Raw genomic sequence first — 24,425 nt, forward strand, 5'->3', positions numbered from 1 at the left:
GCGCAGTCGAATGACTGATGTGGCGAAATATGCCCGGTCGTCGCCCGACCAGACATTGAGTCATGTGACGGTGGCCGCCGCGCGCCCACCTTCCACACCATTAAGGGGTTCATATTTGGGGACCGGTGCGCCGTGCCCTCTTGGAATCGGGAGCGAAATGCGAGCCAACGAGGACGTGCTGGCGCCGAAACGGCTCCTGGCCTCGGTCACCTCCGAGCGGGGACTGCGGATCGCCCGCCGCCTGTCCGTCGCCGTGTGGGCGGTCACGGTCGTGGTGCTGCCGCTGTGGGTGGTCGGGGTGCAGGACAGCGGCATGCTGGATCTCCAGGTGTACCGCACCGGCGGCCTGGCCTGGCTGAACGGGATCTCGCTGTACGACGGCTTCCCGGGCGTGCTGCCCGGGCCGCGGCTGCCGTTCACCTATCCCCCGCTGTCGGCGGTGCTGTTCAGCCTGTTCGCGTCGATGCCGTTCTGGCTGGCGCGGGCGATCCTCACGACGGTGAGCTTCCTGGCCCTGTCGGCGGCGTCGGTGGTGCTGGCCGGCCGGCTCGACCATCGTCTCAAGTGGACACTCGGGCCGGTGGCCGCGGTGGTGGCGATCGGGCTGGAGCCGGTGCACTCGACGTTCGACTTCGGCCAGGTCAACCTGGCGCTGATGGGCCTGGTCGCGCTGGATTGCCTGGCCGTCAAGCGGTTTCGGGGCGTGCTGGTCGGGCTGGCGGCGGCGATCAAGCTCACGCCGGCCGTGTTCGTGCTGTACTTCCTGGTCAAGCGGGACTGGAAGGCCGCGGCGACCTCGATCGCCTCGTTCGTCGGCTTCGGGCTGGTCGGTTTTCTCTTCGACCCCACCGATTCCCGTGAGTACTGGTTCAGCACGGTGTTCGACCCCAGCCGCATCGGCGGGCTGGCCTACATGAACAACCAGTCGCTGCGCGGTTTCCTGCATCGCGTGCACCCGCTGCCGGTGATCGAGACGCTGCTGTGGGCGGTGCTGACGATCATGGTGCTGGCCCTGGCCTGGCGGGCCGCCCGCCGCGCCGCCAACGACGTGATCGCGCTGATCGCCATCGCCGTCGCCGGCCTGCTGGCCTCCCCGGTTTCCTGGTCGCACCACTGGGTCTGGGCCGCGCCGGCGTTCGTGGCGCTGGGCTGGCTGGTGTGGCGGAACCGGGCCTGGCGGTGGACGCCGGCGCTGCTCGGGGCGCTGGCGGTGTTCTGCATCGCGCCGTTCAAGTGGATGCCGTCCAGTGCCGACCGGGAGATGACCTGGACGGTGTGGCAGCACATCCCCGGCGACGCCTACGTCTGGCTGGGCATCGGGATGCTCATGGTGCTGGCCTTCGGCGTGAGCCGCTCGCGGCCGATCAGCACCTTCGACAGCGGGCTGCGGATCACCGCCTCCACGAACACCAGCGAGCCGCCGACCGCGAAGGCGTAGGTGGCCAGGGTCGCGGCGAACGGCCACAGGTGGGCCGGCAGCCAGCCGTGGTCGACCCAGGAGAAGAACCAGATGAACGCGGGGTGCACCAGGAAGACCCCGAACGACCGGGTCGAGGCGGCCGCCACCAGGCGGTCGCCCGCCGGCCCGGCCGGCGTCCGCCTCGACCACCACGAGCCCAGCAGGTACAGGCCCAGCACCACCGCGGCGAACCACGGCACCATCTCCGGGCCGAGCACGCTGGTCGCCTGCCATGGCGGCACGCCGCGCTCGAACTCCGTGAAGTACCAGGCCTCGGAGAACGCCAGTGTGGCGAGAACTGTGGTGACGACCAGGCCGCGGTGCTCGTCGATCCAGGCCTGGAACGCCTCGAAGTGGTACGCCGCAAGGCATCCGGCCACCAGATAGAACTGGTAGCTCACCACCAGCGTGCCCTGGTTGGCCCACAGGTCGCCCAGCCACGAGTCGGCCGACGGCGCGGGCGCGTAAGTCAGCGTCGCCGTCACCAGCAACTGCACGGCCAGGCTCACGCCCAGCACCGCCGCGTGATGCCGGCGGGCCAGGTGCAACAGCCGCATCACCACCGGGAACAGCACGTAGAACTGCATCGACACCAACAGGAAGTACAGCTGGTACCAGCCGATGCCGCGGTAGATGTCGTCCCACAGCGTCTTGACCGCGTCCGGCAGCGCCAGCGGCGGCGCGTCCACCTGCTGCAAGCCGAAGTACAGCACCGTCCACACCAGATACGGCACGCCGACCAGGGTCAGCCGGCGGCGCAGGAACTTCGCCGGGTCCAGCGGCCGGCCGCGGTAGGTGTAGACCAGCACGAACCCGGTGAGGAAGAAGAACATCGACCGGGTGAAGTGCAGCGGCGTGAGCAGCGCGTTGGCGGCGACGTTGCCGGGATCGCTGGTCTGGCTGATGGTGTGCACCGCGATCACCGCCGCGAACGTCACCACCCGGACCAGATCCACCTGCCTGAGATGACCCCTGCTGCCTGCCACGTGATCAGCTTGCCCTGCCGACCTGAGCGGCGATTAAGAACCCACAGGCCCCGCCACCACGGGCTCCGGCTCGGGCAACGGCGGCTCGGTCCGGTCGATCGGTCGGGAGAAGATGTCGATGAACCGGCTCATGCCCCTACTTTCGGCGTGAGCCGAAGGATGTTACGGCCACATGCCTATGCTGCGGGTGGTTTCCTCCGATCAGCCGTCGGGCCCCCCCCGCCCCCCCCCCCCCCCGGGCCCCCCCCCCGGGGGGGGCGGGGGGCGCCGCCCCCCCCCCCCCCCCCCCCCCCCGGGGGGGGGGGCCCCCCGGGGCCGCTTCCTCCGACCAGCCCAGCATCGCGTCGGTGAGCCGCAGCGACAGGTCCATGGACAGGTTGTGGGAGCCATGCGGCGGGGAGATCGCGGCGCTGCGCTCCATCATCACCAGCAGGCCCTCGCGTCGTTCCTGCCACGCCTCGATGTCACGGGCCAGCACGTCGAGGGCGTCGGCCCGGGCCAGCACCGTCGACAGCAGCCACGCCCGCAGGTACACCTCGCTGCGCATGGTGCGGTCCGGCTCCACCTCGACCAGCCAGTGCCGCAACTCCTCGCGGCCCGCGTCGGTGATGGCGTAGATCCGCTTGCCGCGCGTGCCCTCCTCGACGATCTCCACGTGCCCGTCGGCCGACAACCGGGCCAGCTCCGGGTAGAGCTGGTGGTTGCGGGCGTTCCAGATCTGCCGCAACGGGTTCTCGAACAGCTTGGCCAGGCCGTAGCCGCTGTTGGGGCCGAACTCGAGCAGCCCCAACAGCGCGTGCCGCAACGACATCAGGAGCTCCGCTCGGGGGCGTCGAGATACGCCGCCGCCTGCAACGTGAACAGGTGCGCGTACTCCTTGCCGGCGGCCATCAGCTCGGCGTGCGTGCCGTACTCGGCGAGACTTCCGTGCTCCAGCAACAGGATCCGGTCGGCCTGGCGCACGGTGGAGAACCGGTGCGAGATGTAGAGCGTGGTCCGGCCCTCGGACAGCGTGCGCAGCCGGGCGAACAGGTCGTACTCGGCCTGCGCGTCCAGGGCCGAGGTCGGCTCGTCCAGGATCAGCAGCGGTGTGTCCCGCATGAACGCCCGGCTCAGCGCGATCTTCTGCCATTCGCCGCCGGACAGGTTGGCGCCCTCGTTGAACCAGCGGCCCAGCGGCGTGTCCAGGCCCATCGGCATGCCGGCGATCAACTCGTCCGCGCCGCCGGCCACCGCCGACTTCTCGATCAGCGGCCGATCGGTGACGTGCTCGATGTCGCCGACGCCGATGTTCTCCGAGGCGCTGGCCTGGTAGGTCACGTAGTCCTGGAACATGGCGCTGATCTGGCGGCGCAGCGCGTCCGGGTCGTACTCGCGGATGTCCACGCCGTCCAACAGGATTCGGCCGCTGGTCGGGTCGTACAGCCGGCACAGCAGCTTGAACAGCGTCGACTTGCCGGCCCCGTTGCGGCCCACCACCGCGGTGGTCTGGCCGGGCCGGATCTCGAAGCTGACCCCGTTGAGCGCCACCGAATCCGTGCCCGGATAGCTGAAGGTCACGTCCTGGAACTCCACGTGCCCGCGCACCCGCTCGGGCAGTTGCCGCGGGCGCTTCGGCGCCACCACCGCCGGCTCGGTGGCCAGCAGCTTGTACAGGTTGTCCAGGTAGAGGTTGTTCTCGTACATGCCGGTGAAACCGCTGAACAGCTGGGACACCGACTGCTGCACCGAGTTCGAGGCCTGGGTGAACAGCAGCAGGTCGCCGACGGTGAGCCGGCCGTTGACCGCCTCCAGCGCGATGTAGAGGTAGGTCAGCGAGCCGGTGATCGTGGTGATCAGGCCCCAGCCGGTGCCGCGCAGGTTCCGCTCGGTGACCAGCTTTCGGTTGCGGGCGAAGTAGATGGCGCTGATCCGGCGGAACCGGTCGACCAGGTAGTCGCCGAGGCCGAAGAGCTTGACCTCCTTGGCGTAGGTGTCGGTGGTGACCAGAGAGGACAGGTAGTCCATCCGCCGGCGGATCGGCGAGGTCCACACCGCGAAGACGTAACTGCGTGCCCCGTAACGGGAATCGGCGATGAAGGCCGGGATCGGCGAGAGCACCGCGACCAGCGCCAGCAGCGGGCTGATCGACAGCAGCAGCGCGATCATGCTGGCGAAGGTGATGCCGGTGCGGATCAGGCCGAACACCGAGGTCAGCATGGCCACCGGCCGGGACGGGGCCTCGTCCTGGGCCTGGCGGATCAGGTCGTAGGAGGCCGAGCCCTCGAAGAAGGCCAGGTCCAGGCGGCTGGCGTGGGCCATCACCCGCAGCCGGATGGTCTGCGACACCCGGTCGGTCAGCACCTGCTGGCTGATCGTGGAGGCCGCTGTCATCAGCGCGTTGAGCACGTACACCAGCAGTTGCAGGCCGGCCACCGCGATGATCGCCTGCACCGTGGTCAGCGTGACCGGGCCCAGCCGGACCGCGTCCGGCAGGTGCTCGCTGTGCACCCGGATCGCCCCGGTCACCGAGTCGATCAGCAGCTTGGAGATGTAGGCCGTCGCGGTCGGCGTGAGGCCGCCGACCAGGGTGGCGAACACCAGCCACAGCGTCGGCCAGCGGCCGGCGTCCCAGGCCAGCTTGAGCACCCGGGGCAGGCCCCTGAGCAGGCCGCCGACCGAGCGGCGCAGCCGGGCCAGCCGGGACTTCAGGTCCTTGGGCTCGTCCGGCGGCTCGGGATCCGGGATGTCCACCGACCCGGTGAGTCCGCTGTCCGGCACCGTGGTCGCCTTGCGCCGCCCGCCACCGGGTCGACCGCCACCAGGCCTCACAATTCCCCCCAACGGGTCAAACTCGACATGTCCAACTCGATAGGTGAGTACGGTACACCGGATCGGACGCCGAAGTCACCGGAATAGCCCGTTGCCCCGGCCTTACCGTGGCTGACGTGGCTGCTGATCAGTTGCTCGACGGCGAGTGCCAGGTCTGGTGGGCCCGGCCCGACCAAGTGTCCGACGACCTGCTGCTGGCCGCCGTGCCCGAGGCCGAGCAGCGCCGGGCCGGCCGCTACCGGCAGCGGCTGGACCGGCAGCGCTCACTCACCGGCGCCTGGCTGCTGCGCACCGCCGTCGCCGCGATCACCGGCGACCGCCCGTCCGAGGTGCTGCTCGACCGGACCTGCGCCGACTGCGGCCAGCAGCACGGCCGCCCCCGCCTGCCCGCCTCCGTCGGCGTCGAGGTCTCCGTCTCCCATGCCGGCGACCGCGTCGCCGTGGCGCTGACCCGTCTCGGCGAGGTCGGCGTGGACGTGGAGTTCGCGCCGTTGCCCGGGCATTTCGACCACGAGCTGGCCGAGAACATCCTCAGCCCGCGCGAACTGTCCATAGTGGAGAGATCGGGCGATCCCGGCGCGGACTTCCGCCGGCTGTGGGTGCGCAAGGAGGCGCTGCTCAAGGCCACCGGCCACGGTCTGCGCATGCCCATGAGCCGTATCGAGGTCTCCCCAGCGGCCGACCCGCCGGCGCTGGTCGCCTGGCCGCTGGACATCCCCGTGGACCAGGTCCGGCTGGCCACCCTGGACCCTGGACCCCGCCACCACGCCGCTGTCGCCGTGCTCACGGGGGCCACGATGACCGTGCGTGAACTGGACGCCGCCCTGCTGCTCTGACCCAGCACCGTAGAAGAAATTGTTCTACACTCGCGCTGTGGAGCGTATCCCGATCAGAGACCTCAACCAGCAGACCAGCGCGATCGTGGCCAGGGCCCAACGGGGCGAGACCCTGGCGATCACGTCGAACGGCCGCGTGGTGGCCCAGCTCGTCCCGGTGGAGCCGGTCACGCTGTTTCTCGACGTCCTGGTGAGCGAGGGACGCGCGGCCTCCCCGACGGTCACCGGACCGATCCCGCTCCCCGTGCCGGTCGGCGACCCGACGGTCGACGTGGCCGCCGAGCTGGCCGCCGCCCGCGACGAGGAGCGCTGGTGATCTATCTCGACTCGGCCGCGATCGTGAAGCTGGCGCACGTCGAACCGGGCAGCGAGCAGCTCGTCGACTGGCTCAACGACCGCCGGAACCTGCCCCTGGTCACGTCGAGCCTGGCCGAGGTGGAGGTGCCCCGCGCGCTGCGCCGCAACGCCCCCGGGTCGCTGCCCGCGGTGCCGACCGTGCTGGGACGCCTCTACCGGCTGGCGATCGACTCGGTCATCCGGGCGACCGCCGCGACCTACACCGACCCGAACCTCCGGTCGCTGGACGCCATCCACCTCGCCACCGCGCAGTTCGTCGCCGGCCAGCCGGGCACCAGGTTCGAGGCCTTCGTCACCTACGACAAGCGACTGCTCGAGGCCGTGAAGGCGGCCGGCCTCCCCATCGCCTCCCCCGGCCAGCCCTGACGCCAAACCCCCGCGAGTCGCGCCCAGCGCCAGACCGCATGCAGGTATCAAGCAGATTCGAGACGTCTGGTCCCGTTGCTGCCGGAAACCTGCATTCGGTATGTATCTGGAAGCTGGCACGTGGTGGTTCGCTGACGTCTGTCTGTGCAGGTCACGGACACGGCAGACGTACCTGAACGGCCCCGATCAGCTGTGAACTGCAACCGCGAGCGCAACTCGGCCCCCGTCGTCTGACGGGGGCCGAGGAGCTATGTCTCAGTGGTCACTTTCGGTCGCGCCAGGCCATGTGTGCGACGTGGTCAGCGCAGCGTCCGCGATGCGCTTCGCTGTGTCGGTCCGCAGCGCATCCCGCGAGGAGGTGATCCACCCCTCAACCCCCTGATAGCCGGCCTTGGCGTACTCGACAGCCTGAATCAGGCACTCCAGCTTGTCGGCGTCCTTTGCACATCGAGCTTCCAGGCTTGACTGCGACTCGTACTCGCTGACCGCTTCCTGGACCGTCTTCGCAGCGGCTTCGGGCATTCTTGAAACCTGGTCGCGCGTGATGGATTCGTTGTCGCCGCTACTCGGAATGTAGGGCTTGGCCGTGTGGGGGATGTCCCCGGTTCGCGTTTCTTGCGAGTCGTGGAAAATGGCCATCAGTGCCGCTCGTGCGGGGTCCGCCCCTTCCTCGGCGGCGATCAGGCTCGCCAACTGGGCAACGCGAAAGCTGTGCTCGGCCACTGACTCGGGGTCACGCACTCCAACATGCCACCAGCCTGCGCGACGCATCCGCTTGAGCACACCCTGTTCGAACATGTAGGTGGCGATGCCGATCGCGCCGTCGTCGACCTCGGGTGTCGAACCGCTGCTGGCGTCAGAAGTCATGTGAAGCCTTCCTTATTGGTCTCTGAGACGGATCGCGTAGGCCACGCTAGTCAACTCCTGGCGGGCACGGGAGGCCAGGTCGGGGTCACTTTCGAGCTCGTCGATCTTGCCGAGCGCCAGACGTCGCAGCTCGGGGCGATGATCAAGCACCGTGGGACGTGCCAAGATCAGCGACCACAGCGTGTGGATGTTGAGGTCAGCGTGGTCGGAGCCGGGACGCAGGCGGCCAAGAAGATGCTCGACCATCCGTGTACCCGACCATCGATTGGGGTTTGTGTTCACCATAAACCCGTCGTCTGCCTGTGTTTCGAAAATCTCCCTTGGCTGATCTTCGCCATGCGAATGTCGGGTATGTTTCACACAGCCAGGTCGACCCGTCCGAGGAGCTCTCGAACGAACGGTGTCGCTGGGCGCTGGCGATCACACTCCCGTCATGTCGATACGAAATCGAAGACGCGACGCAGCATCGCAATCACGAAGTGACTTGGCTCATGGATCCGATTTCGGAGTCATGGGCACGCGTCGAACCGCTTTCCGACGGAAAGTCGGTCGTGCGCCAGTTTGGTCCACGACGCCTGTGGGATGAGGCAGAGAGGGCAGTCAATTGGTGGAAGGGACATGGCCAGCCGCCGATTGAGGCGTGGACGTGGACGATCCGTGAAGGACGTCAGACTGTCACGCTCCACTAGTTGACGCTGGGGACGCCTACGTCCCAAGAGACACAGCAAGTGGGCACACCCGATCAGCTAGGCGATAACGGACCTGGCGGTTCGGTCTGCCGTGAGTCGAACACACGGCAGACCGAACGCGCGGTCGACAGGTATCAGCCAAGAGTGAGCAGCGCGAAGCAGAAGACGCCGAGCAGCGACCCGCCGAGTACGTGGCCGGTCGTACGTCTGTGAGCGCGACTCGCGGGTGGCGTGACCGGCGGGTCAGTTCTGGTAGGCCTCCATGGGCGGGCAGGAGCAGACCAGGTTGCGGTCGCCCTTGGCGCCGTCGATGCGCCGCACCGGCGGCCAGATCTTCGGCGCGTTCACGCCGGCCGGGAACACGGCCTCGTGCCGGGTGTAGGGGTGCTTCCACTCCTGCTCGGTCAGGCAGGCCGCGGTGTGCGGGGCGTTGCGCAGCGGGTTGTCGTCCACCGGCCACTCGCCCGAGCCGACCCGGTCGATCTCCCGCCGAATCGCGATCATGGCTTCGCAGAAGCGATCCAGCTCGGCCAGGTCCTCGCTCTCGGTCGGTTCCACCATCAGCGTGCCGGCCACCGGGAACGACATCGTCGGCGCGTGCAGGCCGTAGTCGGCCAGCCGCTTGGCCACGTCGTCCACGGTCACGCCGGTCGCCTTGCTGATGCCGCGCAGGTCGAGAATGCACTCGTGGGCGACAAAACCGCCCTCGCCGACGTACAGCACCGGGAAGTACTCGTCGAGCCGTCGGGCCACGTAGTTGGCCGCGGCCACGGCGGTCAGGGTGGCCCGGCGCAGGCCGTCGGCCCCCATCATCCGCACGTACGCCCACGAGATCGGCAGGATCGAGGCGCTGCCCCACGGGGCGGCGCTGATCGGGCCGACGCCGGTCTCCGGGCCGGCGGCCGGCTGGAGCGGGTGGTTGGGCAGGAACGGCGCGAGGTGCGACCGCACGCCGATCGGGCCGACGCCGGGGCCGCCGCCGCCGTGCGGGATGCAGAACGTCTTGTGCAGGTTCAGGTGCGAGACGTCGGAGCCGAACTTTCCGTACTGGGCCAGGCCGATCAGCGCGTTCAGGTTGGCCCCGTCCACGTACACCTGGCCGCCGGCGTCGTGCACCAGGCCGCAGACCTCGCGCACGGTGTCCTCGTACACGCCGTGCGTGGACGGGTAGGTGATCATGATCGCGGCCAGGTCGGCGCTGTGCTCGGCGACGGTGGACCGCAGGTGGTCCATGTCGATGTTGCCCTGCTCGTCGCACTTGACGACGACAACGCGCATGCCGGCCATCACCGCGCTGGCGGCGTTGGTGCCGTGCGCGCTGGCCGGGATCAGGCAGACGTCACGCTCGCCGTGGCCATGGGACCGGTGGTAGGCCCGGATGGCCAGCAGACCGGCGAACTCGCCCTGGCTGCCGGCGTTGGGCTGCAACGACACCGCGTCGTAGCCGGTGATCTCGGCCAGCCACTGCTCCAGGTCCTTGACCACGGTCAGCAGCCCGGCCGCGTCCTCGGCCGGCGCGAACGGGTGCAGCCCCGAGAACTCGGGCCAGGTCACGGCCTCCATCTCGGTGGTGGCGTTGAGCTTCATGGTGCACGAGCCCAGCGGGATCATGCTCCGGTCCAGCGCGACGTCCTTGTCGGACAGGGCCCGCAGGTAGCGCAGCAGCGCGGTCTCGGAGCGGTGCTGGTGGAACACCGGGTGGGTCAGGTACTCGGAGGTGCGGCGCAGGGCGGGCGGGATACCGTCGGCGGTGTCCGCGTCCAGACCGTCCACATCGGACACGGTGACGCCGAACGCCTGCCACACCAGGGAAAGGTGCTGACGGGTGGTGGTCTCGTCGCAGGCGATGCCGACGTGGTCGGCGTCGACCAGGCGCAGGTTCACGCCCAGCTCGCGGGCCTTGGCCACGACCTCGGCGGCCCGGCCCTCGACCTCGGCCAGCACGGTGTCGAACAGCTCGCCGTGCACGACGGTCACGCCGCCCTCGCACAGGCCGGCGGCCAGCACGGTGGCCATCCGGTGGGCGCGGGTGGCGATCGCCCGCAGGCCGTCGGGGCCGTGGTAGACGGCGTACATCGAGGCGATCACGGCCAGCAGCACCTGCGCGGTGCAGATGTTGCTGGTCGCCTTCTCACGGCGGATGTGCTGCTCACGGGTCTGCAACGCCAGCCGGTAGGCGCGGTTGCCGTCGGCGTCCTCGCTCACGCCGACCAGCCGGCCCGGCAGCTGCCGCTCGAAACCCTTGCGCACGGCCATGTAGCCGGCGTGCGGGCCGCCGAAGCCCATCGGCACGCCGAACCGCTGCGTGGTGCCGACCACGACGTCCGCGCCGATCTCGCCGGGGGCCCGCAGCAGGGTCAGGGCCAGCAGGTCGGCCGCGACGACCGCGGCGGCGCCGGCGGCGTGGATCTCGGCGATCACCGACTCGTGGTCGCGGATGACGCCGGAGGCGCCCGGGTAGGACAGCAGCGCGCCGAAGAAGTCGCCGCCCAGGCCGAGGCCCTCGATGCCCTGCGACAGGTCGGCCACCACGACCTCGATGCCCAGCGGCTCGGCCCGGGTCTCGATCACGGCGATGGACTGCGGCAGCGTGTCCGCGTCGACCACGAACTTGTTCGACTTCGACTTGCCGGCCCGGCGGACCAGGGTCATCGCCTCGGCGGCGGCGGTCGCCTCGTCCAGCATGGAGGCGTTGGCCACGTCCAGCCCGGTCAGGTCGCCGACCATGGTCTGGAAGTTGAGCAGCGCCTCCAGGCGGCCCTGGGAGATCTCCGGCTGGTACGGCGTGTAGGCGGTGTACCAGGCCGGGCTCTCCAGCACGTTGCGCAGGATGACGCCGGGCGTGATCGTGCCGTGGTAGCCGAGGCCGATCATCTGGGTCATCGGCCGGTTCTGGGCGGCCAGCGCCCGCAGCTCGGCCAGCGTCTCGGTCTCGGTGGCCGGGTCGGGCAGGCTCAGCGCCAGGGCATCGCTGCGGATGGCCGACGGCACTGCCCGCTGGGCCAGCTCCTCCAGGGAGCCGACGCCGATCACGTCCAGGATCTTGCCGAGCTCCGCGGCACGGGGACCGACGTGGCGGTCCGCGAAGGGCGTGCCGTGCTCGAGCGCGGCCAGGGGAATGCGGTCAGTCGTCATGCGTTGAGCCTCCGGGGCAAGCGGGCGCGGGCCGTTGGCCCTCCCCCTCTGTCCCCGCCCGTGACGGGCACCTGAGAGCTTCACCCACGCAGGTGGGCTTGCACCGTCGGCGGGACGCGGGTGTCACCCCACGCCCTCTTTCCAGAGGCGTCTGTCCCGTGCGGTCCTGGGGCCTGAGAGGTTCCGGGGAGGATTTGCTCCTTCGGCGCCGAACCGGCTGGTCACCGACTCGGACTCTCCCGCACGGGGTGTGCGACTACCCGCCGAGTTTACCCCGGGCGGGTTACCAGACCCAGCCTCGGTCGCCGCGTGTCATCTCGATCACGTTCGACGGCCGCGGCGTTCGGCTGCCCGGGGTAGGGCCCCTCAGCCGGTCCGGCGGGTCCGGCGGCGGTGGGTCAGCTCGTCCTCGGCCTGCGGCTCCAGCTCGACGCCGTCGGCCCGCTCGGCCTGGAACTCGTGGATGGTGCCGCTGATCTCCCGCATCGCCCCGCTGACCGCGATGCCGAACACGCCCTGGCCGCCCTGGAGCAGGTCGACGACCTCCTCCGGCGAGGTGCACTCGTACACCGTCGTGCCGTCGCTGAACAGCGTGATCCGGGCCAGGTCGGCCACGCCGCGGCGGCGCAGGTGCTCCACCGCGACCCGGATGTTCTGGAGCGAGACGCCGGTGTCCAGCAGCCGTTTGACCACCTTGAGCACCAGCAGGTCCTTGAACGAGTACAGCCGCTGGCTGCCCGAGCCGTGCGCGCTGCGGATCGTCGGCGCGACCAGCTCGGTGCGCGCCCAGTAGTCCAGCTGCCGGTACGTGATCCCGGCGATCTGGCACGCGGCGGGCCCCCGATAGCCGACGAGCTCGTCGGGCGCCGACGCGTCCGGGAACAGGGCTCCCTGTTCACCGGCGCCGGCGTGCGCGGGCGCACCCTCCACCACGACAGCCTCCCCTCGACCGGTCTGACGACCGGCGACCGGAACCAACGGTCCTCCTTCCGGGGAACCGTCGGTCACAAGGCCGCAACGATGGGGGTTCACACCGTCACGGCCGACTCCCCTCTGACGGTAAGTCCGGCCATCGGACGGGTCAACGCGACGCGCGGAGCGGCGAAAGCGTCATGTGGAGGCGGTCGTCACGGTGACGACTGCGTGTCACTGAACCGATGACAGCGTTGACAGTAAGTGTCTACCGGGGCGAGATCTGCACGTGCAGGATGTCGACCGGCAGGGTGGGGAAGCCGTCGCCGGTGCTGTTCTGGTCGTCCTCGCCGCCGGCCGCGATCTTGCGCAGCACGTCCTGGCCGCCGGTCACTCGTCCGAACGGGGTGTAGTTCGGGGACAGCTTGGTGTCCTCGGTGCAGAAGAAGAACTGGGAGCCGTTCGTGCTCGGCCCCGCGTTGGCCATGGCGACCGTGCCCGCCGGGTACGTCGCGCCGGTCAGGTTCTCGTCCGGGAACGAGTAGCCGGGGCCGCCGCTGCCGGTGCCGGTCGGGTCGCCGCACTGGAGCACGAAGATCCGCTGGGTCACCAGTCGGTGACAGTGCGTGAGATCGTAGTAGTTGTGCTCGGCCAGGAAGCGGAACGAGTTCGTGGTGCACGGCGCCTTGTCGGTCAGCGCCTGGAAGGTGATCAGGCCCTGGTCGGTGACCAGCCGCGCGGTGTACGGCTTGGCCGCCTTCACCGGGTCGAAGCTGGGCAGGCCCTTGAATCTGTCGGCCGGCACCGCCTTGGTGTAGACGCAGGCCGGGTTGTCGGCCGGCGCCGCCGGCACGGCCTTGGGCTTCACGGGCACGTCAAGCGTGTTCACGGTGGGCGCGGCGCTGGCCGAGACGACCCCGGACAGGCACAGCACGGCGGCAGCGGCGGCGATCGCGAGAACCCGACTGGAGATCATCGGGACACCCTAGAGCCTACGCCGTGACCCCGCCGCCCTCCGAAAGTCGGTCCTTCCCCATGATCAAGGGACCGATCCTCTCGCCCAACGCCAGGAAGGGCCCCTTCATGACGTCTGGTGTCATGAAGGGGCCCTTCCTCACGTTCAACGTCAGTATGGGGCCCTTCATGACACAAAAAACGCCAGGAGAGGCCCTTTCACTGCGCCCCGCGCCAGTATCGGGCCTTCCTGGCGTGAAGGTTCGCTGCTCTCCGGCTCCCGCGACAGCGCCTGCCGTTCGGCTCCGCGACAGCGCCTTTTATTCCGCTCCGCGACAGCGCCCTACTGTTCCGCGCCCCTGAAGTCCTCGGGCGAGACCGAGTCCAGGAACTCGCGGAACTTCTCGACCTCGTCCTCCTGCTCGTCCGGGATGACGAGGCCGGCCTCGGCCAGCACGGATTCCTCGGCGTGGATGGGCACACCCGCGCGCAGCGCGAGCGCGACCGAGTCGCTCGGGCGGGCCGACACCTTGATTCCGCCGTCGAACACCAGCTCGGCGAAGTAGGTGCCTTCCTGGAGGTCGGTGATACGCACCTGGGTGAGCTCCCGGCCCAGCGCGGCGATCACCTCTTTGAGCAGGTCATGGGTCAGCGGCCGAGCGGGCCGCACGCCCTGCTGCTCGATGGCGATGGCGGTGGCTTCCGCGTTCCCGATCCAGATCGGCAGGTAGCGGTCCCCCTCGGTCTCGCGCAGCAACAGAATCGGGCTGTTCGCGGGCAGCTCGACCCGAACTCCGACGACGCGCATCTCGCTCATCGGGTATCGCCTCCCTCAGCGGGCTGAACCTCGGCGTCCCCGCACCTACGAGGATCCCCCACGGACTGTCTCAACGCTACCCGCCATGCGGGCACGACGCTTGCGGGCGGACCGTAGCCAAGATCACCCGCCGGCCACGCCGCGCAGGCCGGTCTTGACCAGAAGTGTATGGAGCGCAACCGAGAGCGACGCCAGTTCCCGAACGATCTCGTCGGCGCGCTCCCGCGCGTCCGGATCGCGGTGCCGGTACATCGGGCCGACGATCTGGTGCAGCAGCCCCACCTCGCGGTCGGCCGACACCTTGAAAGTGCGCAGGTGGCGGGGCTCGATGCCGAACTCGCCCATGGCCACGACGATGCGCGCGACCAGCATGGCGTCCTGGTCGTAGAAGCCGGCCGCGCCGGACCGGACCAGGCCGTAGTTCTCCAACTCGGTCAGCAGCCGCTGATCGATGCCGGTCTCGGCGAAGAGTTCCTCACGGGTCATCCGCACCTCATGGCCGGCGGCGAAGTCCTCAGGCGTGGGTAAGCGATCGACCCCGACCAGGCCGCGAGCCGGCTGGTCGGGGTCGGATGCCGCGTCGAGCTGCTGCTTTATCACCTTGAGCGGCAGGTAGTGATCACGCTGGGCGGCCAGCACGTAACGGAGCCGGTCCACGTCCGCGTCCGTGAACTGCCGGTAGCCCGACGGTGAACGCGCCGGGCGCAGCAGCCCCTCCGACTCGAGGAACCGGATCTTGGAGATGGTCACGTCCGGGAACTCGGGGCGCAGCTGCGCCAGCACCGCCCCGATGCTCAGTCCGTCGCGCTGTGGCCGCCCGGCCGCCGTCACTGGCCCCCCTGACCCCCGGCTCCCGGGCCGGTGAGGAACACCAGGCGGAACTTGCCGATCTGCACCTCGTCGCCGTTGGCCAGCACGGCCTGGTCGACCGGCTCGCGATTGACGTAGGTGCCGTTGAGGCTGCCCACGTCGATCACCACGAACTCGCCGCCCTCACGCCGGAACTCGGCGTGCCGACGGGAGACGGTGACGTCGTCGAGGAAGATGTCGCTGTCGGGGTGCCGACCGGCGCTGGTGGTGTCCTGGTCGAGCAGGAAGCGCGAACCGGCGTTGGGGCCGCGCTTGACCACCAGCAGGGCGGACCCGGCCGGCAGCGCGTCGACGCCGGCGACCGCCGGCTCCTGGACAGGGGCCCCGACGCCCTCGGCGTCGGTGAGGAAGTCGGCCCGGAAGACAGTGGTCCGCTCCGGGGACTGCTCCGGCGGAACACCGGGCCCGTCGTTCGTGCTCACCTGAGCTCGCCTCCTGCTGGTGGATCCTTCGGGACCGCTCAAACCTACCGTGCTGGACTGATCGCGCCCCTGGCGGCTCCCCAACCAGCCGAAGAGCTTCTGGAAGATCGACATCAGCCCTGCTCCGTGAGTTCCGTGTAGTCGGCCGGCGTGAGCAGCGTCGCGACGGCGGCCTCGTCGACCGACCCCAGCTCGACCAGCCAGCCCTTGCCGTACGGATCGGAGTTGATCAGCTCCGGGGTCCCGTCCAGCTCGTCGTTGCGTGCCTTGACCTCGCCGTCGAGCGGCGCGTAGATGTCGGACACGCTCTTGGTGGACTCCACCTCGCCCAGCGTCTGACCGGCGGCGACCCGCGCGCCGAGATCGGGCAGTTGGACGAACACCACGTCGCCGAGCTGCTGCTGGGCGTAGCCGGTGATGCCGATGCGCACCGTGCCCGGCGCCGTCACCTGCACCCACTCGTGCTCACGGGTGTACCTGAGGTCCTGTGGAACCACCTAACGAGCCTTCCTTCTTCCTGGTCATCGCCGCGTCGGCCGCACCGACGAGGATGTCACCCGCCGCCGCCGAACCGCCGCCGGGAGTGCCCACCGTACCTGGATCGTGATCAAACGGAGGCGAAGGAAAGACACTCAGCGTGGTGGCGTGATCGCCCGTACGGAGCAGTGACCACTCCCGGGAGAGCGCTCTCCGCAACCGATCCCGACAAGGCGGTCATTCCGGGCAGGGTGGCCGGTAGTCGAAGCCCGGGAGATAGCGTTCCCAGTCCCCTTGACTGATCCGCGGCCACGCCAGCGCGCACAGGCGTTCGACCGCGTGCTCGGCGTCCGTGTCCCACAGCCCGATACTCCGATCGCTGCTGCCGGTGGCGAGCATCCGGCCGTCGGGGCTGAACGCCACCGCGGTGACGGAGCCGGTGTGGCCCTCCAGGGTTGCGATCAGGTCGAAATGGTGGGGATCGTGCACGTCCCACAGCCGCGCCGTGTCGTCGCCGCTGCCGGTGGCCAGCGTCCGGCCATCCGGGCTGAAGGCCAGCGCGTTGATCGGGCCGGCATGCCCGGCCAGGACGCCCACCGGCCTCGGCCGGGCGAGGTCGTTGACGTCCCACAGGTGCACTGTGTTGTCATCGCTCGACACGGCCAGCAGCCGGCCGTCCGGACTGAAGGCCACGGCGCGCACCGGGCCGGGCGCGAGGCCGGGCAGCAGGGTGATCAGGCGGGGCGAGGACGGCTTGGCCAGGTCCCAAAGGGCGGTGATCCGGCCGGCCCCGGCCCGCACGAGGAGGCGGCCCGTCGGGCTCAGCGCCACCGCCGTCGTCGGTTCCGAATCGGGCGGCAGTCCGCCCAGCATCTGCGGCGCTTGCTGATTGCCGATATCCCACAGGCCGACGTTGCCGAAGCCCACGTCGGCAAGGATGCGGCCGTCGCCGCTGACCGCGAGCGGACCGTTTGCCGTGGACAGATACGGCACGAGCGGCGCCGGGCTGGCCGGCCGGCGGATATCCGTTGTGTCCCACAGGGTTGTCGAGCCACCCGCATCGCTGATGACCATGAGGTTGCCCCGAGGCGCCAGCAACACCCGGGCGTCCGGGCCCACATCGGCCGGCGCACTCCACACGTGCCACGGATCCGCGACATCACGCAACTCGACCCCGCGCCGGTAATCTTCCGCAGCGACAAGGGTTTTGCTGTCCGGACTGAACGACAGCGACGTGACGATGCCACCCGTGCGCGCCGAGAACGTGTAGTCCGCCAACCGCTCCAGTCTCACGGAGCCGTCATCGCCCGCCACAGCCATGGTGCGGCCATCCGGCAGGTACGCCAGTCCTGAGACGTTGGCGCCCATTCCACTGAGAGGCGGCTGCACTGTCGGCCGCGCCGGATCCGTGATCGTCCATAGTAGAACGTTGCCGTCGGCGCCACTGGCCGCCAGCGTGCCACGGTCCGGACTGAACACCAGCGACCGGACACCACCGACCGGACCCGTCAGCGTCGCAACGTTTTTCGGCGCACTCCGGTCGCCCACGTCCCACAACCTGACCCCGCTGTCGACATTCCCCTCCGCCATCGCCCTCCCGTCCGTCGAGAAGGCCATGACCCACCCTTCGGACGAGGTGACCGGCAGCGACCCCAACAACCGCCCCGGATCATCGGCATCCCTGAGCTCGGCGACCGCCCCAGCCGCATTCACCCTGCCCACGGCCAGCACGTGATCGACGCCGTTGAACGCCACATACCGCACCTCACCGTCCACAGTGGCCGATGTCCCGCGACGCGGTTCTCCAGTGCCCTCCACGTTCCACACCTGCACCGATCCCTGCTCCGTCCCCGCCGCGAGCAGCCGGCCGTCGTGGCTGAACGCCAGTGACTCCACCGTGCCGAATCCCGGAAGATCCGCCCTGAGCAACGGTTTCGCCCCGCTGACGTCCCACACCAACACCGCCCTGTCCGGCCCGGCCGTCGCCAACGTCCGCCCGTCCGCGCTGAACGCCAGCGCATACACGGGAAACTTCGTGCTGACGCTCTCCCTTGCCTGTGGCCGAACCGTGTCGCCGATGTCCCACAGCCGCACTTCGTTTCCCTCGGCCACCCCCAGCAGCCGCCCGTTCGGGCTCACCGCCAGCCTGAAGGCCTCCGCACCCGCCCCCGCCACCCTCGTCCCGTACGGCGTGGCGAGCATCCCCAGCACCGCCCTCCTGCTCTCCTCCCCTGGCTCCAGCCGATACGCCGCCACCGCCAGCTGCGCCGCCAGCGCCGAATCGTTCGCCCTCAAATCCTTCACCTGGCTGAGGACCTTCCCGATCACCGCCTGGTCCCGCTCCCCATCCACCCCTCGCTGCGCCCCCACCCCCACCGCCGCCAGTCCCACCAGCACCACCAACACCGCTGCCAACCGCCCCAGCCCACGTGACCCTCGGAGAGCGCTCTCCCAGTTCGTCGGCCGCCTCTCGGGCCGCCCGTCCTCCGCTTCTCCCTCCCCGAGCCAGTCATCCCCCAGCACCTTGCTCAGCCCCGAACCCTCGCACCCCCTCTCGCCCTCGTCTTCTCCACGAGACCACTCCCCATCCCCGCCATCCCCCGAATCGGTACCCACGCGCCTCCCATCGCCCACGCCAACCTCCCGCGCCCCTCGCTCACCCTCTGCCTCCGATGCGATAGGCGGCTGCACATCCCCGTCATCAACTCACCGGCGATTGTGGCGAGGCGCCGGGAGAGGCTGGGCGGGCGTCACCGAAACGACATCGAGGAGGCGGGAATGGCGCGGGGTGTGGCGTGGCGGATCCATTCGGCCACGGAGAGCGCTCTCCGAGTGTTGGCAGCCGCGCGGGCCAGTGCAGCGGTAGCCCGGCGGCGCGCGCCTCCCGATCGAGGTTGTCGTACATCGTCCCGACCCGCGCCCCGCCTCGACGCCGCCGACGGGGATCTCCGGATGGATCCGGTACGGCAGGTGCACGACCTCGATCCCGTGCCGCTCAAGGATGGCGTTGCGACGCTTGGCCACGTAACAGAAGGGGCACATGAAGTCGAACCAGTGCCGGACCACGGCCACCCTCCTTCTGGTTTCGTTACAAGTGCTGACTGTAACTCGGCCAGATCAGGGTTACAAACAACTGCTGTAACTTATCCGGTACGGTGAGCCCATGCCCCACGACAGCGAGCGCAACCTCGGCGGGCGTCCCCGCGACGCGGCCATCGACGAGGCGATCATCCTGGCCACCCGGGACCGGCTGGTGCGGGACGGCTACTCGCGCATGACCATCGGCGACATCGCCGCCGACGCCGGCGTCACCCGTCCCACGCTGTACCGCCGCTGGGGCACCAAGTTCGACCTCGTCGTCGACGCGCTCGACTACGGTTTCCGCCGCCAGCGCGACATGTACACGATCGACCTGTCCGACCTGTCGCCCCGGGAAGCGCTGACCGAGGCCGTGCGGCGGCTCGATCCGGCCTACTTCAACCCCGACGCCATGGTGCTGATGGGCAACTTCGCCGGCGAGGCCATCCGCACCCCGGAACTGCTGGACATCCTGCGCACGCACGCCGTCGAGCCCCGCGTGTCGCTGGTCGAGGACGTCCTCACCCAGCTGCAGAACCGGGGCGAGGTGCGTGACGGCATCGACCCGCACACCATCGCGATCATGTGCTTCGGCAGCTACTTCGCCGCCTTCTACCGCGGCGAGCCCACCAAGGACCTGGCCGAGCGGGTCGTCGCCGTGCTGTGGCCGGCCGTCGGCCGGGAGTGATCATGGACGTGCGTGCCCACTGACGAGGGCTGGCAACTGACCGCCATGCTCGGCCGCTGGGCCGTCGCCGCCGACCGCCGGCCGGTGCACGAGGTCAGCGGCCGCAACCGCTGGGATCGTCCCTTCACGCCGGAACTCCCGGGGCCACTGTGGACCGGGCCCGAGGCAACAGGCCGATAGGCGAGAGCGAGCACTCGGGCACTGGGCCGGCGAGCGACAGGCGCCCGGGAAACGAGCCAACCTGACTTGGGGGCTGGTCGGGGCGACTGGCACTCCCTCCCACTTCAACATATAGCGCACCGGGGGGCTTGCGGCAAGACCCCGGTCTTGCCGCAGAATCGGCGGCCGCAAGCGGCACTGACGAGGTAATGGGGGGTAGGACGTGGGTGTGTTGTCCACGCACGGGGCGCCACGGGTGATTCGATCGAGGCGACGGGGCACGACCGGCTCGGAGGTGGCGCGATGATCGAGCGGTACGTGGTGGACCTGCGGGAAGTCGACGAAAAGCAGGTCGCGAAGGTAGGCGGCAAGGCTGCGCATCTCGGTGGGCTGGCGAGGATCGAGGGAGTCAGGGTGCCGGCCGGGGTCTGTGTGACCACGGCGGCGTTCCAGAGGGTCATGGCGGGGGCGGCGGTTGAGGAGCGGCTCGATGAGCTGGCGCGGCTGAAGGCGGATGACCGGGAGGGGATCCGCAAGCTGAGTGCGGAGATCCGGGGGATCATCGAGGAGACGGCGGTTCCGGAGGAGCTGGCGGCGGAGATCACGGAGGCGGTGAGCGGGCAGACGGCGTATGCGGTGCGGTCCAGTGCCACGGCGGAGGATCTGCCGACGGCGTCGTTCGCCGGTCAGCAGGACACGTACCTCAACGTCGTGGGCCAGCAGGAGATCCTCCGAAACGTCAGCCGGTGCTGGGCATCGCTGTTCACGGAGCGAGCGGTGACCTATCGCCAGCGCAGCGGCATCGACCACCGCACGGTGCGCATGGCGGTCGTCGTGCAGGAGATGGTTTTCCCGCAGGCATCGGGAATCCTGTTCACGGCCGACCCGGTCACCGGCAACCGAACGGTGTCCACTGTGGACGCGAGCTTCGGGCTGGGCGAGGCGCTGGTCTCCGGACTGGTGAACCCGGACGTGTTCAAGGTGCGCGACGGCGAGGTCGTCGACAAGACGATCGCGGCCAAGCAGCGGGCCGTGCAGGCCGAACCGGGCGGTGGCACGCGGGAAGTGGTGATCGACGAGCAGCGGCAGGAGCTGCCGGCGCTGACCGACGAGCAGGCCGTGCGACTGGTGGAGCTCGGACGGCGGATCGAGGCGGAATTCGGCTGTCCGCAGGACATCGAGTGGTGTCTGGTCGACGACGGCTTCCGGATCGTGCAGAGCCGGCCGATCACCACGCTGTTCCCCGTGCCCGAGCGCGACGACGACGAGAACCACGTCTACGTCTCGGTCGGCCACAACCAGATGATGACCGACCCCATGCGGCCCCTGGGGTACTCGATGTGGCAACTGACGGCCATGACCGACATGTACGAGGCCGCCGGGCGGCTGTTCGTCGACGTCACCCCACGGCTGGCCGTGCCGGCCAGCCGGGCCGCACTGCTGGATGTCATGGGCAAGGGCGATCCGCTGGTCAAGGACGCGCTGGAGACGGTCCTCGAACGCGACGATTTTGTGCCGTCGTTGCCGGACGCGGCTCCGGTCCGGCCGCAGGCCGGCGCCAGGCCCGCCCCGATCGAGACGGATCCGGCCGTCGTCACCGAGCTGATCGAACGCAGCCGCACGTCGATCGCCGCCCTGGAAAGGGAAATCCGCGCCAAGTCCGGCCCGGCGCTGTTCGACTTCCTGATGGCGGCGTTCGAGGAGCACAAGCGGTTCCTCACCGATCCGCTGAGCATGCAGGCGATCATGGCCGGGATGGAGGCCACGTGGTGGCTCAACGACCAGCTGTGGGAGTGGCTGGGCGAGAAGAACGCCGCTGACACGCTGACGCTGTCCGCCCCCGACAACATCACGTCGGAGATGGGCCTGGGGCTGATGGACGTCGCCGACGTGATCCGCCCGCACCCGGAGGTGGTGGCCTTCCTCCAGGGGGTCAAGGACGAGGACTTCCTGGCGGAGCTGGCCAAGCTGCCGGGCGGAGCCGAGGCGCGCGACGCCATCGAGTCCTATTTGGACCGATACGGCATGCGCTGCGTCGGCGAGATCGACATCACCCGGCCGCGCTGGCGCGAACGCCCGACCACGCTGGTGCCGGCGATCCTCGACAACCTCCGGAACTTCGAGCCGGGCGCGGCCGGGCGGCGTTTCGAGCAGGGGCGGCAGAAGGCCGCGGCCAAGGAGCGGGATGTGTTGGCACGCCTGCGATCCCTGCCCGACGGCGAGCAGAAAGCCGACGAGACCAAGCGGATGATCGACCGGGTCCGGACCTTCATCGGGTACCGCGAGTATCCCAAGTACGGCATCATCAGCCGCTACTTCGTCTACAAGCAGGCCCTGATGGCCGAGGCCGAACGCCTTGTCCGGGCCGATGTGCTGGCGGACAGGGAAGATGTGTTCTACCTGACTTTCCAGGAGTTCCGCGACGCCGTGGGCTCGCACCAGGTGGATCACGAACTCATCCGGCAGCGCAGGGAATCCTTCCGGTCCTACCACGCGCTCACCCCGCCCCGGGTGCTCACGTCGGACGGCGAGGCCCTCACCGGGGCGTACCGGCGAGACGACGTGCCGGACGGCGCCCTGATCGGAGTGGCGGTCTCCGCCGGCGCCGTCGAGGGCCGTGCCCGAGTGATCCTCGACATGGCCGACGCCGATCTCGACACCGACGACATCCTGGTGACGCCCTTCACCGACCCGAGCTGGTCGCCGCTGTTCGTCGGGATCGCCGGCCTGGTCACGGAAGTGGGCGGCCTGATGACGCACGGCGCGGTCATCGCCCGGGAGTACGGTCTGCCGGCCGTGGTGGGCGTCGAGCAGGCCACCCGGCTGATCCGGGACGGCCAGCGGATCCGTGTGCACGGAACCGACGGCTACATCGAGCTCCTGGACTGACCCAGCGCGTGGGGCCACCTCGGCGTGGCCCCACGCGTGGCCGGAGTTGGCCGTTTCGCCGTAAATCCAGCTCACGGCGGTTAGGGTGGGGCGGTGACATCGATCAAACAGGTCCAGATCGCCTTCGACTGCGCCGACCCCGCGCGCGTGGCGCGGTTCTGGTGCGAGGTGCTGGGCTACGTGATCCCGGCCAACTGGGACGAGTACGAGAAGACGCTGCCGCCCGAGCGCCAGGGCGCGGGTGCGGTGTGCAGCGATCCCACGGGTGTGGGCCCGCGGCTGTACTTCCAGCGCGTGCCGGAAGGCAAGGTCGCCAAGAACCGGGTGCACCTCGACGTTCGGGTCGCCACCGGCCTGGTCGGCCAGGAGCGCCTGGACCGGCTCGAGGCCGAGGCCGCACGGCTGGTGGCGCTCGGCGCGACCCGCGGCCGGCTGCTGCTCGCCGACGAGTACAACGAGTCGTGCCAGAACATGCAGGACATCGAGGGCAACGAGTTCTGTCTGGACTGAACCGACGCTAGTCGGCCAGCCATCGCCGCCAGACGGCCACGTGCAGGATCACGGCCAGGCTCAAGGCGTTCAGGGTGGTGTGGGTGGACCAGCTCAGCGCTTCCCGTTCGGACAGGCCGAAAAGCCGGGTGGCGAGGAGCGGGAGCAGGGTGGACAGGGCGGCGGTGAGGGCCGCCGCCAGCACCAGCACGAGGCCGCGGCCGGGGATCTCGGCGAGCCGGATCGCCGGCCAGCCCTCGAACAGCATGGCCACGACCAGGATTGCGGCGATGGCGGAGCCCGAGACTTCGGCGATCCGGCCGGGCTCCCAGCCCAGAACCCGTTCCGCCGCAAGGTAACTGACCCAGCCGCAGGCAATGACGGTGAGGTGGGCCGTCACCAGCCGGGCCGCGCGGCCACGGATGCGGGCGAACGGCCAGCCGCGCAGCGCCACGTACCAGACCATCTGCCAGACGCCGAGGGCGGCGAACCAGCTGACGAGGACCTCGCCGCCGACCACACGGACGAGTCCACTGTAGACAACCAATCCGATGAGCCAGCACAATGCCAACGCGGCGAGGCCGGACCACAGTCGAGGCAGGCCCCGCAGCGGCCAGCCTTCGCCGACGAGGGTGAGCTGGAGGATGACGCCGAAGATCGCCACGGCGAGCGGGACCTCCGCCGACGCGCCGCGCTGGAAAACCCCTTGCAGGTCAACGCCTTCGAGCAGCCCCTGGCCAAGCAACGCCAGCAGCACTCCCCCGACGGCGACAATGGCCGTGTCGCCGAGCCCGGACCATCCGCCGCCGAGCAGCGAGCCCGGCCAGTCCTGCCACCAGAAGGCGATCACCGCCACGATCGGCAACGCGAACGTCAGCAGCGGCCCGAGCACCGTGAACGTGGACACCGGTCCGCCCCAGCCCACCGCGAGCAACGCCGTGGCGGGCAACACGAACAGCAGCCCCAGCAGCCCTCGTCGCGGCTGCTCCCGCCGAGCATCGGCCAGCGCTTCCGGACCCAGCGCGTCCGGGGCACTCACCGACGGCCGGCCAGACGAAGCGCCCAACACACCCGAGCCACTCACCGACCGACCAGACGACCCAGCCAACGCATCCGGGGTGCTGGCCGGTGGACGGCCAGGCGAGGCGGGCGACGGGTTCGGGG

At 69.7% G+C, this 24,425-nt stretch carries 22 protein-coding genes, 1 pseudogene and 1 riboswitch; of the genes and pseudogenes, 8 read left to right on the forward strand and 15 right to left on the reverse strand.

Annotation, left to right across the window (positions count from 1 at the left end):
- Positions 1-157 precede the first annotated feature (157 nt).
- Complete coding sequence (locus ACIG5F_RS15390; RefSeq protein WP_396518327.1) at positions 158-1,438, forward strand: glycosyltransferase 87 family protein; 1,281 nt, start codon at positions 158-160, stop codon at positions 1,436-1,438.
- A gap of 44 nt (positions 1,439-1,482) precedes the next feature.
- Here the strand turns inward: ACIG5F_RS15390 and ACIG5F_RS15395 are convergent.
- From ACIG5F_RS15395 to ACIG5F_RS15405, 3 genes and pseudogenes are all read right to left on the reverse strand, one after another.
- Positions 1,483-2,445, reverse strand: a pseudogene (locus tag ACIG5F_RS15395) (acyltransferase); the annotation flags it as partial.
- A gap of 136 nt (positions 2,446-2,581) precedes the next feature.
- Positions 2,582-3,256: a PadR family transcriptional regulator gene (locus tag ACIG5F_RS15400; RefSeq protein ID WP_396518328.1), complete on the reverse strand. Its 675-nt coding sequence runs from the start codon at positions 3,254-3,256 to the stop codon at positions 2,582-2,584.
- Positions 3,256-5,205, reverse strand: coding sequence for an ABC transporter ATP-binding protein (locus ACIG5F_RS15405; protein WP_396518329.1), 1,950 nt, complete (start codon positions 5,203-5,205; stop codon positions 3,256-3,258). The genes ACIG5F_RS15400 and ACIG5F_RS15405 overlap by 1 nt, the downstream gene beginning before the upstream one ends.
- A gap of 167 nt (positions 5,206-5,372) precedes the next feature.
- Between ACIG5F_RS15405 and ACIG5F_RS15410 the strand changes: the two genes are divergently transcribed.
- From ACIG5F_RS15410 to ACIG5F_RS15420, 3 genes are read left to right on the forward strand one after another with little or no spacing between them, the layout of a single operon-like run.
- Positions 5,373-6,092 carry a 4'-phosphopantetheinyl transferase family protein gene (locus ACIG5F_RS15410; protein WP_396518330.1) on the forward strand — a complete coding sequence of 240 codons (720 nt, stop codon included), beginning with the start codon at positions 5,373-5,375 and terminating at the stop codon, positions 6,090-6,092.
- Positions 6,093-6,129: 37 nt separating this feature from the next.
- Complete coding sequence (locus ACIG5F_RS15415; RefSeq protein WP_396518331.1) at positions 6,130-6,408, forward strand: type II toxin-antitoxin system Phd/YefM family antitoxin; 279 nt, start codon at positions 6,130-6,132, stop codon at positions 6,406-6,408.
- Positions 6,405-6,815 (forward strand): type II toxin-antitoxin system VapC family toxin, encoded by a 411-nt coding sequence (locus tag ACIG5F_RS15420; protein WP_396518332.1) that lies wholly within the window; start codon positions 6,405-6,407, stop codon positions 6,813-6,815. The genes ACIG5F_RS15415 and ACIG5F_RS15420 overlap by 4 nt, the downstream gene beginning before the upstream one ends.
- A 255-nt stretch (positions 6,816-7,070) precedes the next feature.
- Here the strand turns inward: ACIG5F_RS15420 and ACIG5F_RS15425 are convergent, their stop codons facing one another.
- From ACIG5F_RS15425 to ACIG5F_RS15475, 11 genes are all read right to left on the reverse strand, one after another.
- Entirely contained in the window at positions 7,071-7,682 is a 612-nt protein-coding gene (locus ACIG5F_RS15425; RefSeq protein ID WP_396518333.1) for an HD family hydrolase, read from the reverse strand.
- Between the two features lie 12 nt (positions 7,683-7,694).
- Complete coding sequence (locus ACIG5F_RS15430) at positions 7,695-7,928, reverse strand: hypothetical protein (protein ID WP_396518334.1); 234 nt, start codon at positions 7,926-7,928, stop codon at positions 7,695-7,697.
- Between the two features lie 686 nt (positions 7,929-8,614).
- Complete coding sequence (gene gcvP, locus ACIG5F_RS15435) at positions 8,615-11,506, reverse strand: aminomethyl-transferring glycine dehydrogenase (RefSeq protein WP_396518335.1); 2,892 nt, start codon at positions 11,504-11,506, stop codon at positions 8,615-8,617.
- A 151-nt stretch (positions 11,507-11,657) separates the two neighbouring features.
- Positions 11,658-11,758, reverse strand: a riboswitch (glycine riboswitch).
- Positions 11,759-11,872: 114 nt separating this feature from the next.
- On the reverse strand, positions 11,873-12,439 hold the full coding sequence (locus ACIG5F_RS15440) for a MerR family transcriptional regulator (RefSeq protein ID WP_396518336.1): 567 nt from the start codon (positions 12,437-12,439) through the stop codon (positions 11,873-11,875).
- 247 nt (positions 12,440-12,686) lie between these two features.
- Positions 12,687-13,394, reverse strand: a complete 708-nt coding sequence (locus ACIG5F_RS15445; RefSeq protein ID WP_396518337.1) for a peptidylprolyl isomerase — start codon at positions 13,392-13,394, stop codon at positions 12,687-12,689.
- Between the two features lie 321 nt (positions 13,395-13,715).
- Complete coding sequence (locus ACIG5F_RS15450) at positions 13,716-14,189, reverse strand: bifunctional nuclease family protein (protein ID WP_396518338.1); 474 nt, start codon at positions 14,187-14,189, stop codon at positions 13,716-13,718.
- Positions 14,190-14,312: 123 nt separating this feature from the next.
- A complete protein-coding gene (locus tag ACIG5F_RS15455; RefSeq protein WP_396518339.1) occupies positions 14,313-15,020 on the reverse strand; it encodes a MerR family transcriptional regulator in 708 nt (235 codons plus the stop codon).
- Positions 15,017-15,481, reverse strand: a complete 465-nt coding sequence (gene garA, locus ACIG5F_RS15460) for a glycogen accumulation regulator GarA (RefSeq protein ID WP_396518340.1) — start codon at positions 15,479-15,481, stop codon at positions 15,017-15,019. Before garA ends, ACIG5F_RS15455 begins: the two co-directional genes overlap by 4 nt.
- 113 nt (positions 15,482-15,594) lie before the next feature.
- Positions 15,595-15,978, reverse strand: coding sequence for a glycine cleavage system protein GcvH (gene gcvH / locus ACIG5F_RS15465; protein WP_396518341.1), 384 nt, complete (start codon positions 15,976-15,978; stop codon positions 15,595-15,597).
- Between the two features lie 217 nt (positions 15,979-16,195).
- Positions 16,196-18,364 carry a WD40 repeat domain-containing protein gene (locus ACIG5F_RS15470; protein ID WP_396518342.1) on the reverse strand — a complete coding sequence of 723 codons (2,169 nt, stop codon included), beginning with the start codon at positions 18,362-18,364 and terminating at the stop codon, positions 16,196-16,198.
- Between the two features lie 300 nt (positions 18,365-18,664).
- Positions 18,665-19,030 carry a DsbA family protein gene (locus ACIG5F_RS15475; RefSeq protein WP_396518343.1) on the reverse strand — a complete coding sequence of 122 codons (366 nt, stop codon included), beginning with the start codon at positions 19,028-19,030 and terminating at the stop codon, positions 18,665-18,667.
- A gap of 91 nt (positions 19,031-19,121) precedes the next feature.
- On the opposite strand from ACIG5F_RS15475, the gene ACIG5F_RS15480 reads away from it, so the two are divergent.
- The 4 genes from ACIG5F_RS15480 to ACIG5F_RS15495 all read left to right on the forward strand — a co-directional run bounded on the left by ACIG5F_RS15480 (position 19,122) and on the right by ACIG5F_RS15495 (position 23,282).
- Positions 19,122-19,724, forward strand: coding sequence for a TetR/AcrR family transcriptional regulator (locus ACIG5F_RS15480; RefSeq protein WP_396518344.1), 603 nt, complete (start codon positions 19,122-19,124; stop codon positions 19,722-19,724).
- Between the two features lie 12 nt (positions 19,725-19,736).
- Positions 19,737-19,904, forward strand: a complete 168-nt coding sequence (locus tag ACIG5F_RS15485; RefSeq protein WP_396518345.1) for a hypothetical protein — start codon at positions 19,737-19,739, stop codon at positions 19,902-19,904.
- A gap of 282 nt (positions 19,905-20,186) precedes the next feature.
- Positions 20,187-22,772, forward strand: coding sequence for a rifamycin-inactivating phosphotransferase (gene rph / locus ACIG5F_RS15490; RefSeq protein WP_396518346.1), 2,586 nt, complete (start codon positions 20,187-20,189; stop codon positions 22,770-22,772).
- Positions 22,773-22,865: 93 nt separating this feature from the next.
- A complete protein-coding gene (locus tag ACIG5F_RS15495) occupies positions 22,866-23,282 on the forward strand; it encodes a VOC family protein (protein ID WP_396518347.1) in 417 nt (138 codons plus the stop codon).
- 7 nt (positions 23,283-23,289) lie between these two features.
- On the opposite strand, the gene ACIG5F_RS15500 is transcribed toward ACIG5F_RS15495, so the two are convergent.
- The gene (locus ACIG5F_RS15500) at positions 23,290-24,300 is read right to left on the reverse strand and encodes a hypothetical protein (RefSeq protein WP_396518348.1); all 1,011 of its coding nucleotides are present in this window, start codon (positions 24,298-24,300) and stop codon (positions 23,290-23,292) included.
- Positions 24,301-24,425 lie beyond the last annotated feature (125 nt).

The organism is Kutzneria sp. NPDC052558, from assembly GCF_044547355.1.
Lineage (GTDB): Bacteria > Actinomycetota > Actinomycetes > Mycobacteriales > Pseudonocardiaceae > Kutzneria.